We start from the raw sequence: 13169 nt of genomic DNA on the forward strand, positions 1-13169 counted from the left end.
CGCGATTCAGCGGCAGACCAGCACCGGCACATCGCAATGGAGAATGACCTGGTGCGTGACGTCGGTTGCGAGCGGGGCATCGCGCGCGTGCGCGCCCATCACGATCAGGTCGCAACGGTGCTTCATCGCCGCGCCCGCGATGGCGGCGTACGGTCGATGGTCGAATACGTGTTCGACGTGGCAGGGCACGCCGGCGCGCCTGGCCTTTTCACGCACGTCCGCCAGATCCCCGTGGATGTGCCGGATCGCATGCCGCGCATGCGACCCGCCCTCGATCACGTCGGCGGCGAGCGCCACCGCCGGCTGCGGCGCCAGCACGTGCAGGGCGTGCATCCGGGCGCCCAGTGCCGCGGCGAGGGCGAGGGCCACGTCCACGGCGTGGTGTGCGGCCGGGGAGCCATCGGTAGCCAAAAGGAGGTGCTTGGACATGGCCGGTCTCGGCGTGGGCGCAGCTGCCATGCCAGCTTCGCGCGACGGCGACGCCGCGTGTTGATACTGGTCAACTGCCGTTGCCGGCCGGTGGCCGCATGGCTTGATCTTGGTCAAGCGCAGCCGGCCTCGCCGGCGGCACGATGGGTTGCGTCGAGCGGCCGGGGATACCGTCATGCGGGATATCACGGTGAACGTAGGTTCCGCCACCGAAGCCGAGCCGGCGGTGGCCTGCGCCTTGTCGCTGGCCAAACGCTACGGCGCCTTCCTGACCGGACTGCAGGTGCTACCAGGGAATCCGCTGTTCGCCGCGGCGGCCGGCACCGGTGCCCCTGCCGCGGCGACCGGCGCCGATGCGGTTTCCCGCCGGACATGGTGGGAGGCGCTGTGCCGTGGCCAGGGTATCTCCGGCGCCTGGGAAACGCCGCGTGGCGCGTACGTGCCGATGCTGGCGCTGCGTTCGCTCTTGTCGGACGTGCTCGTCGGGTCCTTGCCAGCGGGATCGCCGGAAGCGGCGGCGATCATCGAAGAGTGGAGCCGCCTCCTGCTGGAAGGCTCTGCGCCGTTGTTGCTGGTGCCACGGGGCGGCACCACCGACTTCGATTTCCGGCACATCGCCATCGGGTGGAACGGCAGCGGCCAGGCCTTGCGCGCCATCCATGCCGCACTGCCTCTCTTGCGCGACGCCCACGAGGTGACGGTCTATGACGGTTGCCGCTCCGGCGCTACTGGCGCGCCGCCCACGGCGTGGCTGCGGGAATGGCTGGGCCGCCAGGGCGTCCGCTTCCAGCGGATCGACTTCGCCCCCGGCAAGGAAGTGGGGCGCAGGCTCCATGACGACGCGCAGGCCCGGCAGGCCGGGCTGCTGGTGATGGGCGCGTGGGGGCGTTCGCGCATGAGCGAACGGATGCTGGGAGGCGCCACGCACTGGCTGCTCGGCGACTCGCGCCTGCCCATGCTGCTCGCGCACTGAAAGCGCCGCGCGGTCCAGTTGATCCGCATCAAGTCGGCGCGCACGAAGGTGGCATACACAGGAATCCACCGCGTCCGCCGCGCCCCGGCCGGCACCCTCTCCGACTGCCAGGACAAGCCCATGACGACCAACGCCTCGCCCCAGCCCGCCAAGGGCGCCTTCAGCGAATTTCCCCATCTTCTCGCAGGCACGCACTGGATCGACCACCTGCTCGACGGCACGCCGGTGCTGATCCGTCCGTTGCGCACCGAAGACCGGGAGCGGGAAGAAGAGTTCATCCGCCGCCTGTCGCCTACCGCACGCCGCTACCGCTTTCTCGGTGACTTCCGCGAGCCCAGCCCCGCGCTGATCGACCAGTTGATGAAGGTCGAGTTTCCGGGCCGGGTGGCCTTCGTGGCGCTGGTGCACGACAACGGGAAGCTGCGCGAGATCGGCGTGAGCCGGTTCGCCGCCGCGGACGACGCACGGCAATGCGAGTGCGCGGTGACGGTGGCCGACGAGTGGCAGCACCGCGGCCTCGGCGTGCTGCTGATGCGGCACCTCATCGACGTGGCGCGGGGCAACGGCTACAAGCGCATGGTTTCGCTCGACGATGCATCGAATCAGCCGATGCGCCAGCTGGCCGATTTCCTCGGCTTCCGCCGCGAACTGGTCGCCGACGATCCCGCGCGCGTGATGCACATCCTGGACCTGTGACCGGAGCCCGCATGGCCCCGCATGCGCATCGGTCCGCTGAGGCGCTGCCCCGCGTCGACGACCGCGGCAAGGCACGCCACGGGCCCGCCGACCTCCTGGCGCTGGTCACCTCGGTGCATCCCTGGAGCCCGTCGGTGACGGCGGCGTTCTCGCTCGCCGGCCGTTGGGGCAGCCATGTCACGGGATGTTTCGTTGCTCCCGCGTTGCGCGGCTTGCGCGGGCGCGACGAAGAGCCCACGGTGTTCTCGCTGCTGCTGGAATCGCCGGGAGAAGCGGCGGGGGGTGAGGCGTTCGGGAAGCTGGCCCGCCTCGGCGGGGTGCGCAGCGCCATCTGGACCAGTGCACGGGCCGGCCTGGCCCGCACCATGCACCAGCTGGGCGCCTGGCACGACCTCATCCTGCTGGAACGCGACATCGGGGCGGACGACGGCGATGCCGAGGTGCTCGGCGAGGCGTTGCTGGGCTGCCGCAGGCCCTGCCTGCTGTTGCCGCCGGACTCGGGCACGACACTGGGGTTCGACCGCGTGATGCTCGCCTGGAACGGAGGCCTGGAGGCCGCGCGCGCGATCCATGCCGCCCTGCCGTTCCTGTCGGTCGCCCGCGACGTGGTCGTGCTGGATGGTGCGCCGGCGGCGCCATCGGAAGACGGCATGCCGGCGCCGCGCTTCCACCCGGTCGAATACCTGGCGAGCCACGGCATTGCCGCCAGGCGCCGGCGCATCGACGCGTCGTCGCACGAAGCAGGCGACGCGCTGCTGCGCGAGGCGCAGCGGATGGATGCCAACCTGCTGGTGATGGGGGCCTATGGACGATCGCGGCTGCGCGAGCGGGTGCTGGGTGGCGCCACGCGGCAAGTATTGCAGCAGGCGGCCCTGCCGGTGCTTATCCAGCACTGACCGACCGCGCGAGCCGTCGACCGCGGTTCACGCCAGCAGGATGGGCTCGTGCATCCCGGGCATCCGGCTGGCGATCCCCCTTTGCCGCAGCGCCTCGCCCATGGCCAGCATGCCGCGCTCGTACTCGCCGTGCACCAGCAGCACGTCGCGCCGGGTAGCCTTGCCCAGCCAGTCCAGCAGCGCGTCCTGGCCGGCATGGGCGGAGAAGCCGTTGATGGTCCACACCTGCGCCCGCACCTGGATGTCCTCGCCCAGCAGCCGCACCGACCTGGCACCGTCCACGATCCGCCGGGCCAGCGTGCCCTCCGCGGCGTAGCCGACGAAGACGATGCTGCAGCGCTCGCGCCAGAGGTTGTGCTTGAGGTGGTGGCGGATGCGGCCGCCGGTGCACATGCCCGCGCCGGCCAGGATCACCGCGCCGCTCTCGATCCGGTTGATCGCCATCGACTGGGCGACGTCGCGGGTGAAGCGCAGGCCCGGCATGGCGAAAGGGTCGCCCTCGCGCAGCAGGTCGAGGAATTGCCGGTCGAAGCATTCCGGGTGCCGGCGGAAAACCTCGGTGGCGGAGATCGCCATGGGCGAATCGAGGAATACCGGCATGCGCGCGGGCAGCCTGCCGTCGGCCACGCCGCGTTGGAGGTAGTAGAGGATTTCCTGCGCGCGCTCGAGCGCGAAGGTGGGGATGACCACGTTGCCGCCGCGCGCGAAGGTCTCGCGGACGGCGCGGTACAGCTCCTCCACGGAATCGGGCAGGGAGCGGTGCGGACGGTCGCCATAGGTCGTTTCCATCACCACGTAGTCTGCCTCCGGCGCGGGCACGGGATCGCGCAGGATCGGCCGCCCGGGGTTGCCCAGATCGCCCGAGAACAGCAGGGTGCGTATCTCGCCCCGGTCGCTCAGCGTGAGCAGGATGGAGGCCGAACCGAGGATGTGGCCGGCGTCCAGGAACCTGGCCGTCACGCCTGGGGCGACGGCGACGCTCTGGCCGTAGGCCACCGGCGTATCGAAGAAGTCCAGGCTGTGGAACGCATCATCCAGGGTGAACAGCGGCGCCCTGGGCGGCTCGCCGCGGCGGCGCCCGCTGCGTTCGGCGCGGGCGGCGTCCTCTTCCTGCAGGCCGGCGGCATCCAGCAGCACGATGCGCGCGAGGTCGCGCGTCGCGGCAGTGGTCAGGATGCGGCCGCGAAAGCCCTGCCGCACCAGGCGCGGGATCCGGCCGCAGTGGTCGAGATGGGCGTGGGTGAGCAGCAAGGTGTCGACGGACGCCGGCTCGAAGCCGAACGGTTCGAAGTTCAGGTCGCCCTGGCCGCTGCCCTGGAAAAGCCCGCAGTCGACCAGCACGCGGGAGTCGCCGCAAGTCACCAGGTGGCACGAGCCGGTCACCTGCTTGGCGGCGCCGTGGGCGCTGTAGACCAAGCGGGCGTTCATGCCCGGTCAGTGGCAGACCAGGACCGGCACCGAGCTGGTCTGGAGCACCCTCTGCGTTTCGCTGCCGAGCAGCAGCCTGTTGAAGCCGCGCCTGCCGTGCGACGCCATCACGATCAGGTCGCACTGCCTGCGCTGCGCCTCCTGCACGATCCATTCGCTGGGCGGGTCGCCGACGAGGTGGCCGCTGTCGCACGGCACGCCGGCCTTGGCGGCCTGGTCGCGCGCCTCGGCCAGGTAGCGTTCCGCGCGCTCCACGGCCCCTTCCAGGTACACGGCCTGGGTGGCCGTGATCATCTCCGCCACGTAGCTGATGGAGTGGAAAGGCTCGATGACGTGCAGCACGAAGACGCTGGCGCCGCACGCTGCGGCCAGCTCGATGCCCAGCTTCACGCCGTGCAGGGACAGCTCGGAACCGTCGGTGGGAAGCAATATGCGCTTGAACATGGGCTATTCCTCGTCGGCATGGGGGTTACCGGCAGCTGTAGCCGCCGTCGATCACCAGTTCGCTGCCAGTGATGAACTTCGCCTCGTCCGAGGCCAGGTAGACCACGCCCCAGGCGATGTCGTCCGCGTCGCCCAGGTGGCCGAGCGGATGAAGCGCCGCCACCTCGTGCCGGTGCGTCGCGACGTCGCCGCCGAGCGAGGCGAGGTGGTGCTCCACCATGGGTGTCCAGATGAAGCCGGGGTGGATCGAGTTCACCCGGATGCGGTCGGCGGCGTAGAGCAGGGCGTCGGTCTTGGCCATCAGGCGCACGGCGCCCTTGGACGCGTGGTACGGCGGCACGTCCGGCGCGCCGACCAGCCCGTAGATGGACGACAGGTTGATGATGCTGCCTCCGCCGGCGGCGCGCATCGGGCCTATGGCGTGCTTGGTGCAGAAGAACACGCCTTTGACGTTGATGGCCTGCACCCGGTCCCATTCGGCTTCCGTCAGCTCGTGGGTGGGCTTGTTGGTGCCGGAAATACCGGCGTTGTTGACCAGCACGTCCAGATGGCCGAAACGAGCGACCGTGTCCTTCACCGCCTGCTCCACTTCGTTCTCGACGGACACGTCGGCATGCAGGTAGCAGGTGCGCTCCCCCAGTTGCTGCTGGAGTGCTTGCCCTGCCTCGTCGAGCACGTCGACGATGGCGACGCGCGCGCCGGACTCCACCATGCGCCGCGCGCAGGCGGTGCCGATGCCCAGGGCGCCCCCAGTGACCAGGGCGACTTTGCCATTGAGCCTGTTCATCTGCTTCTCCGGTCGGGTGTTGCGTCGAGAGTGCGCCTGGGCCGCCGGCGGCTTGTTGATGCGTATCAATGCCGCAACAACACCGGTATCGCGGCATGCTCGATGACATGGCGGGTCACTCCGCCGAGCACCCACTCGCGAAAACGGGCGTGGCCATAGGCGCCCATGACGAGCAGGTCGGCGCCTAGCTCGCCCGCGGCATGCAGCAGGGCGGCGCCGACACCTTCTTCGTCGGCCCCGACGATCGTCCGGCTCTCCGTGCCCACGCCGTGGCGGAGCAGGTACCCGGCAAGATCGAAGGGTGGCCGCCACGCCGCCAGCCTGGCGGGCGGATGCTGTTCGCCGCGCAGGATCACGATGCGGTGCGCGCGCCGCAGCAGGGGCAGCGCCGCATGGGCGGCGCGCAGCGCTTCGGTCGAGCCGTTCCAGGCGATCGCCACGGTGTCCAGCGCGGGATCCCGCATCGCGGCGTCGGCCGGAACGACGATGCATGGCAGGCCGTCGGCGCCGAGCACGAGGTTGCCCACGGCCGACGTCGTGCCCCATACCGTGCGGTCCGTGCGTTCGACGACCAGCAGGTCGTGCCAGCATCCGGCGAGGGCGAGCGCCTCGGGCACCTCGCCCTCGGCGACCTGCCAGGAGGCATTGCGCTGACCGAGTTTCAGGACATGGTCGACGAACGACGCGGCCGAGGCGAAAGCCTCCCTTTCCAGGTCCAGCGCGGCATCCAGCAGCTCGGCCAGCAGCTCCGGCTCTTCCAGCGCGGGGATGGATGCGGTGGGGGAGGCACACACCCAGATGCCGGTCAGGTGGGCATCGAAGATGCAGGCGAGCCGCGCGGCATACGCGATGCCGGCACCCCAGCGCTTGAAGCTTTCCGAATGGACCAGGATGTCGCGCATCGGGACGCCCCGTACCGGAGGACGGCTTTCAGTCCACGACGAAGGTCACGCGCAGGCAGGCGCGCCATTCGGTGATGTCGCCGTCCGGTGTCGTGCGCACCTTGATGTCGCTGATCCAAGCTCCCTGGACGTTGTCGATGGTGCTGGCGACCTTCCGCAGCCCGGACTGGATGGCGTCCTCCAGGCTCTTGCCGGAAGCGGCGCTGATTTCGACGGTCTTCGCTATGGCGTTCATGGGGCATCCCTCCGGCACACAGATCGAATCGGCCTGCCGCGGGTCCGCCATCGCGGCGCGGCAGCCTGGGACAACGTAGGCGGCTCGCGGCGCCGGCTTGTTGACATGCGTCAACGGATACCGGCGCAGGCGGGCGGAACATGGCGATCGACCTGAAGCGCCGCCGCGCGGCTGCGGCGGCGCGGCACCGGCATGGATGCTTCGCAACCGGAGTCCGCCATGAGAGTCCGCCAGGCCATGTCCACGCACGTGGTCACCGTCACCCCCGACACCCCGCTGGTCGAGGCCATGCGCACGATGCTGCGCGAGCGCATCAGCGGCCTGCCGGTCGTGGATGCGCGCGGCGCGCTGGCCGGCATCCTGACCGAGGGTGACCTGATGCGCCGCGCCGAAACGGGAACCGCACGCACGCATCCTGCGTGGCTGGGTTTCCTGCTCGGACCCGGCCGCCTGGCCCGCGAATTCACCGTCGCGCATGCGCGTCGCGTCGGCGAGGTGATGACCCACGACGTGGTGACCATCGACGCCGAAGCCCCGCTGGCGGACGCCGTCCGGCTCATGGAGCAGCACCGCATCAAGCGTCTGCCCGTGCCTGGAGCCGGGGGCCTGCAGGGCATCCTGAGCCGCGCCGACCTGCTGCGGGCATTCGTCGCGACCGCGCCGGAAGCCGCGCCGGATGACCTCTCCGATGCGGCCATCGCGCGCCGGATCGCCCGCGAGCTCGACACGAAGTCATGGACTCCCCGGGAGACCATGGGCGTGGACGTGCGGGACGGCGTGGTGACCCTGCACGGCGTGATCCTCGACGACGCCGTCCGCGAGGCGCTGGTGGTGCTGGCCGGGAACACCGCGGGCGTGGTGCGCGTGGACGACCAGCTCACCACGGTGGAGCCGATGATGGGCATGGTGGTGCGCGCGCCCGGGCCCTAGCCCGCGGGGCCGGCCATCGCTGCCGCGCCTGGACTCCCGCGAAGCGGGGCCGGTTTGATCTGCGTCAACGAGCGGCCCGCGCGGCCGGAGCACCGTGACCGCGCCACCGAGGATTCGCCGTGCTCCAGCCGAGGGCGTCAGCCGCCGCAACCATCGACCCGCCCCTGCATGCGCTGCAGGCGCGCTGGAGCGGTTCGCTGTCGCTGGAATCCCTGTACCTCGCTTTTGCGGACTGGCTGCTGCACCTGCTGCGCTCGCCGGGCAAGCGCCTGGACCTGCTCCAGCTTGGCCTGTCGCAGGCGCGGCAGATCGAGGGCTACCTGCTCCAGTGCGCCCTGCGGGAGGATGGTGGCGCCGCGCCTTGCGCGGGAACACCTGCGAATGACCGGCGTTTCGCCGATCCCGCATGGCGGCAGTGGCCGTTCAACGTGCTGCAGCAGTGCTTCCTGTTGCAGCAGCGCTGGTGGCATGCGGCAACGACCGATGTGCATGGCGTATCGCCGCACCACCAGGCCCTGATGGATTTCGTCGCCCGCCAATGGCTGGACGTGTTCTCGCCGGGCAATTTCCTGTTCACCAATCCCGTCGTGCTCGAGCGCACGCAACAGCAGGGCGGACAGAACCTGCTGCGCGGAAGCCTGAACTGGACGGACGACGTGGTGCGCTACCTGAGCGGCGCGGCGCTGCCGGGTACCGAGCGTTTCGTCGTCGGCCGCGATGTCGCCACCTCGGCGGGCCGGGTGGTGCTGCGCAATTCGCTGATCGAGCTGATCCAGTACGCGCCCGCGACGGAGTGGGTGCATCCCGAGCCGATCCTGATCGTGCCGGCGTGGATCATGAAGTACTACGTGCTGGACCTGTCGCCAGGCAATTCGCTGATCGGCTATCTGGTCGCGCACGGGTACACGGTGTTCTGCATCTCCTGGAAGAACCCGGAGCGCTCCGATGCCGGGCTCGGCATGGACGACTACCTGCGGCTGGGCGTGCACGCCGCGCTCGACGCCATCGGCGCCGTGCTGCCGCAGCGGCGCGTGCACGCCGCGGGCTATTGCCTCGGCGGCACCTTGCTGTCGATCGCGGCAGCCGCGCTGGCGCGCGACGCGGACGAGCGGCTGGCCTCGCTCACCTTGCTGGCGGCGCAGACCGATTTCAGCGAGCCCGGCGAGCTTGCGCTGTTCGTCGACGAGAGCGAGATCTCGCTGCTCGAGGACCAGATGGCACAGGCCGGTTACCTGACGGCGACGCAAATGGCAGGCGCTTTCCAGATGCTGCGTTCCTACGATCTGCTGTGGTCCCGCATGGTTAGCGATTACCTGCTGGGCGAACGGCGCGGCATGAACGACCTCATGGCGTGGAACGCCGACGCCACCCGCATGCCGGCCACCATGCATTCGCAATACCTGCGCCAGCTCTACCTGCACAACGATCTCTCCGAGGGGCGCTACCGGGTGGATGGCAGGCCGGTGGAGCTGAAAGACATCCGCGTGCCCGTGTTCTGCGTGGCCACCGAAACCGACCACATCGCGCCGTGGCGGTCGGTCTACAAGGCACACCGCCTGTTCGCCGGTGAGCTCGCCTTCGTGCTGGCCAGCGGCGGTCACAACGCGGGCGTGGTCAGCGAACCGGGCCATCCGGGGCGCTCGTTCCGGTTGCTGGCGCTGGCGGACGGAGCACGGACGTTGGCCGCGGATGCATGGCTGTCGCGGGCGGAACGCAGGGAAGGCTCCTGGTGGCCAGCCTGGCTGGCGTGGCTGGACGCCCGTTCCGGCACACCCGAACCGCCGCCTCCCATGGGGCTCCCAGGGGCCGCGCCAGACGAGTTGACGCCGGCGCCGGGACGGTACGTTTTCGAGAAATGAGCGACGCGGCACAGCCGACCGCCGCGTCGCGTCCTGCGGGCTCCCGCCGGGAGCGGGCAGGGCTGGCGTTACAAATCGTCGCGGCGGACCAGCCGGCGATCCAGCGCAGGGACGCATGTTTCACCACCCGAGGGCTTCCCCATGTCCACGCATCAGACCGATGTCCCGTTCGAGCTCTACAAGGCCAACCTGCAATTCGCCTTGCGCACCAACAAGCTGCTGAAGGAGTGTGGCCAGCGCTGGCTGGACACCTTCGACCATGCGGCGGGCGACAGCGTCGCCGAAACCCAGGAAGAGATCGACAAGGTCTCCCTGGAAGACGACTGGAAGTCGCTGGCCGCCATCCCCGGCGAGACCTTCCTGCGCGTGATGCAGGAGCGGGTGGGCGATGCGCAATCGATCGCGCAGGCGGCGCTGACCAACCAGACACGCTTCCTGACCGGCCTGCAGGACGCCTTCCTGATCTGGCAGCGCGACACCACCAAGGCGATGGGCGGGCTGGAGGCACCCACGCCGTTCAATGCCGCGCTGGGGGACTTCTTCAAGCTGTTCGGCAACGCCGGATCGAACGCGGACAAGGGAGCCGCCCATGGGCACTGAACGCGTGGCGCTGGTCACCGGCGGCATGGGCGGCATCGGCGAGGCGATCGCCGTGGCCCTGCACGACGCCGGCCATGCCGTGCTGGTGACGCACTCGCCACACAACGACCACGTCGACGCGTGGCTGGCGCAGCACCTGCAGCAGGGGCGCCGCTTCAGCGCCTATGCGGTGGACGTGGGCGACTTCGAGGCCTGCCGGCGCATGGCCGGGGAGATCGCCGGGGACGGCTACGAGGTGGACATCCTGGTCAACAACGCCGGCATCACCCGCGACGCGCGTTTCCTCAAGATGAGCAGGGAGGACTGGGACCTCGTGATGCACACGGACCTGGATTCCATGTTCAACGTCACCAAGCAGTTCTGCGCCGGCATGGTCGGGCGCGGCTGGGGGCGCATCGTCAACATCGGCTCGATCAACGGCACCAGGGGGCAATACGGCCAGTGCAACTACGCCGCGGCCAAGGCGGGCATCCACGGCTTCACCGAATCGCTCGCGCAGGAAGTGGCGCGGCACGGCGTGACCGTCAACACCGTGTCGCCCGGCTACACCGACACGCACATGGTGGCCTCGGTGCCGAGGGAGGTGCTGGAAAGCAAGGTGATCCCGCAGATACCCGTGGGCCGCCTGGGCCGGCCCGAGGAGATCGCCGCGCTGGTGGCCTTCGTGTGCGGCGAGTCCGCCGCGTTCATCACCGGCAGCAATCTCGCCATCAACGGCGGCCAGCACATGTACTGACAGGCGTCCGACCCATGCATGAGCCCGTCATCCATCGTCATCTCTTCCAGGCGCTGCTCGCCGGCGTGAAAGGCCGGCCGGCGCTGCCCGCGGTGATCGCGCATCCGTGCGACGAGACCGCGGTGGCGGCGGCCGTCGAAGCGGCGCAGGAGGGCCTGATCGCGCCGATCTTCGTGGGGCCGGCTGCCAGGATGGAGAGCGCGGCATGGCAGGCCGGCGTCGAGCTGTCCCGCTATCGCGTGGTGGACGTGCCGCACAGCCACGCCGCGGCGGCCCGGGCCGTCGCGCTGGTGCGTAGCGGCGAAGCCCGCCTGCTGATGAAGGGCTCGCTGCACACCGACGAACTGATGCACTCCGTATGCGCGCAGGGCGGCCTGCGCACGGACCGGCGCATGAGCCACGTGTTCCTGCTCGACGTGCCCGGCCAGGCGCGCCTGCTGCTGGTGACGGATGCGGCGATCAACATCGCCCCCGGCCTGCTGGAGAAGCGCGACATCATCCAGAACGCGATCGACCTTGCCCACGTGGTCGGCGTGGCCACGCCCAAGGTGGCGGTGCTGTCCGCGGTGGAGACGGTGAATCCGGCCTTGCCCTCCACGGTGGATGCGGCGGCGTTGTGCAAGATGGCCGAGCGTGGCCAGATCACCGGCGGCCTGGTCGAGGGTCCGCTGGCCTTCGACAACGCCATCGACGCCCGGGCGGCGCGGGAGAAAGGCATCGTGTCCCCGGTGGCGGGCGCGGCCGACGTGCTCGTGGCGCCCGACCTGGTATCGGGCAACATGCTGGCCAAGCAGCTCTCGTTTCTCGCCGGCGCGGAGGCGGCCGGCATCGTGATGGGTGCACAGGTGCCGATCGTCCTGACCAGCCGCGCCGATGCGTCGCGCGCGCGCATTGCTTCCTGTGCGGTGGCGGTATTGGTGGCGCAGGCCGCCAGGGCCCGGGAAAGCAGCGTCGTGGCGGAAGCCTGCTGACCGTGTCCAAGGCCACCCTCACGCTCAACGCCGGCTCGTCGAGCATCAAGTTCGCCCTGTATGAACTCGGCCTGCATGCACAGCACCCGATTGTGCGCGGCGCCATCGAGGGCATCGGCGAGGCGCCCCGGTTCACCGTGCGGGACTCCGGCGGCGCCATCCTCGAGAGCCGCGCATGGGAGGTGCCGAAAACCGCGTCGCATGAAGATCTGCTGAGGCCCTTGCTGGCGTGGATCGACGCGCACCTGGGCGAAACGGCGCTGGTGGCGGCAGGGCACCGCATCGTCCACGGTGGCGCGTCGTTCAACCGTCCCGTGCGCATCGATGCGCTGGTGCTGGCCGAACTGGAGCGGCTCGTGCCGCTGGCGCCACTGCACCAGCCCCACCAACTGGCCGCGGTGAAGGCGGCAGGCCGCCTGCGGCCCGACCTGCTGCAGGTGGCGTGCTTCGACACGGCCTTCCATTCCGGCATGCCGGCGGTCGCCGCCCGCGTGGCGCTGCCGCACACCTATGCCGCCGCCGGCGTGCGCCGCTACGGATTCCACGGGCTTTCCTACGAGTACCTCGCCGGCCGGCTGCGCGAGCTCGCCCCGGCGCAGGCCGAGGGGCGGGTGATCATGGCGCACCTGGGCAACGGCGCCAGCCTGTGCGCCATGCGCCAGGGTCGCAGCATCGATACCACCATGGGGTTCAGTACCCTGGAGGGCCTGGTGATGGGCACGCGCTGCGGCAGTCTCGATCCCGGCGTGGTGCTGCACCTGCTGCAGGCGGACGGGATGGATGCCGCGGCGATCGAGCGCCTGCTGTACCGGGAGAGCGGCCTGCTGGGCGTTTCCGGCATCAGCGGCGACATGCGCACCCTGCTGGCAAGCGACAGCCCTGCGGCGCGCGAGGCCATCGACCTGTTCGTCTACCGCATCGTCAAGGAGATCGGTGCCCTTGCGTCCGCGCTGGGCGGCCTGGATGCACTGGTGTTTTCCGCGGGCATCGGCGAACGCTCGGCCGCGATCCGGTCCGAGGTCTGCGGGGCGCTCGCCTGGCTGGGCGTGGAGTGCGACGAACTGGCCAATGACCTGCACGAGACGCGGATCAGCACCCGCCACAGCGCCGTGCGCGTGTTCGTGATACGCACGGACGAAGAGGCGATGATCGCCAGGCACACCGCGGAACTCATGCATGCCGCCTCCCCCGGGGACATGGCCGCTCCGCGGCCCTCGGGCCGTGCGCCGGCCGCCAGCCCTTGACGGAGATCAACACGGACCGCGGCCGCCGTGGTTGGCTGC

Annotated in this window: 15 protein-coding genes; 9 read left to right on the top strand and 6 right to left on the bottom strand. The window is 70.1% G+C overall.

The window, feature by feature from the left end:
* Positions 1 to 6 precede the first annotated feature (6 nt).
* Entirely contained in the window at positions 7 to 546 is a 540-nt protein-coding gene (locus AC2EWF_RS12315; RefSeq protein ID WP_483639653.1) for a universal stress protein, read from the bottom strand.
* Between AC2EWF_RS12315 and AC2EWF_RS12320 the strand changes: the two genes are divergently transcribed.
* The 3 genes from AC2EWF_RS12320 (at position 539) to AC2EWF_RS12330 (ending at position 2994) form a co-directional block, all read left to right on the top strand.
* The gene (locus tag AC2EWF_RS12320; protein ID WP_483639654.1) at positions 539 to 1402 is read left to right on the top strand and encodes a universal stress protein; all 864 of its coding nucleotides are present in this window, start codon (positions 539 to 541) and stop codon (positions 1400 to 1402) included. The genes AC2EWF_RS12315 and AC2EWF_RS12320 overlap by 8 nt on opposite strands.
* Before the next feature lie 120 nt (positions 1403 to 1522).
* Complete coding sequence (locus tag AC2EWF_RS12325; RefSeq protein ID WP_483639655.1) at positions 1523 to 2098, top strand: N-acetyltransferase family protein; 576 nt, start codon at positions 1523 to 1525, stop codon at positions 2096 to 2098.
* 11 nt (positions 2099 to 2109) lie between these two features.
* A complete protein-coding gene (locus AC2EWF_RS12330) occupies positions 2110 to 2994 on the top strand; it encodes a universal stress protein (RefSeq protein ID WP_483639656.1) in 885 nt (294 codons plus the stop codon).
* Positions 2995 to 3021: 27 nt separating this feature from the next.
* Here AC2EWF_RS12330 and AC2EWF_RS12335 read toward each other — a convergent pair whose 3' ends face one another.
* From AC2EWF_RS12335 to AC2EWF_RS12355, 5 genes are all read right to left on the bottom strand, one after another.
* The gene (locus tag AC2EWF_RS12335) at positions 3022 to 4422 is read right to left on the bottom strand and encodes an MBL fold metallo-hydrolase (RefSeq protein WP_483639657.1); all 1401 of its coding nucleotides are present in this window, start codon (positions 4420 to 4422) and stop codon (positions 3022 to 3024) included.
* Between the two features lie 6 nt (positions 4423 to 4428).
* Positions 4429 to 4866, bottom strand: a complete 438-nt coding sequence (locus AC2EWF_RS12340; protein ID WP_483639658.1) for a universal stress protein — start codon at positions 4864 to 4866, stop codon at positions 4429 to 4431.
* A gap of 25 nt (positions 4867 to 4891) precedes the next feature.
* On the bottom strand, positions 4892 to 5653 hold the full coding sequence (locus tag AC2EWF_RS12345; protein ID WP_483639659.1) for a glucose 1-dehydrogenase: 762 nt from the start codon (positions 5651 to 5653) through the stop codon (positions 4892 to 4894).
* Positions 5654 to 5718: 65 nt separating this feature from the next.
* Complete coding sequence (locus AC2EWF_RS12350; protein ID WP_483639660.1) at positions 5719 to 6555, bottom strand: universal stress protein; 837 nt, start codon at positions 6553 to 6555, stop codon at positions 5719 to 5721.
* A gap of 28 nt (positions 6556 to 6583) precedes the next feature.
* Positions 6584 to 6790: a dodecin family protein gene (locus AC2EWF_RS12355; protein ID WP_483639661.1), complete on the bottom strand. Its 207-nt coding sequence runs from the start codon at positions 6788 to 6790 to the stop codon at positions 6584 to 6586.
* Positions 6791 to 7009: 219 nt separating this feature from the next.
* Here AC2EWF_RS12355 and AC2EWF_RS12360 point away from each other — a divergent pair, with 219 nt between their 5' ends.
* From AC2EWF_RS12360 to AC2EWF_RS12385, 6 genes are all read left to right on the top strand, one after another.
* Complete coding sequence (locus AC2EWF_RS12360; RefSeq protein ID WP_483639662.1) at positions 7010 to 7720, top strand: CBS domain-containing protein; 711 nt, start codon at positions 7010 to 7012, stop codon at positions 7718 to 7720.
* 119 nt (positions 7721 to 7839) lie between these two features.
* The gene (locus tag AC2EWF_RS12365; RefSeq protein ID WP_483639663.1) at positions 7840 to 9579 is read left to right on the top strand and encodes a PHA/PHB synthase family protein; all 1740 of its coding nucleotides are present in this window, start codon (positions 7840 to 7842) and stop codon (positions 9577 to 9579) included.
* Positions 9580 to 9720: 141 nt separating this feature from the next.
* Entirely contained in the window at positions 9721 to 10179 is a 459-nt protein-coding gene (locus tag AC2EWF_RS12370) for a phasin family protein (protein ID WP_483639664.1), read from the top strand.
* Positions 10169 to 10915, top strand: coding sequence for an acetoacetyl-CoA reductase (gene phbB / locus AC2EWF_RS12375; protein WP_483639665.1), 747 nt, complete (start codon positions 10169 to 10171; stop codon positions 10913 to 10915). Before AC2EWF_RS12370 ends, phbB begins: the two co-directional genes overlap by 11 nt.
* Before the next feature lie 14 nt (positions 10916 to 10929).
* Positions 10930 to 11886: a bifunctional enoyl-CoA hydratase/phosphate acetyltransferase gene (locus AC2EWF_RS12380; protein WP_483639666.1), complete on the top strand. Its 957-nt coding sequence runs from the start codon at positions 10930 to 10932 to the stop codon at positions 11884 to 11886.
* 2 nt (positions 11887 to 11888) lie between these two features.
* Positions 11889 to 13130 (top strand): acetate/propionate family kinase, encoded by a 1242-nt coding sequence (locus tag AC2EWF_RS12385; protein WP_483639667.1) that lies wholly within the window; start codon positions 11889 to 11891, stop codon positions 13128 to 13130.
* The last annotated feature ends 39 nt before the right edge of the window (positions 13131 to 13169 follow it).

The sequence above is a fragment of the Rhodanobacter sp. sgz306013 genome (genome assembly GCF_057031145.1).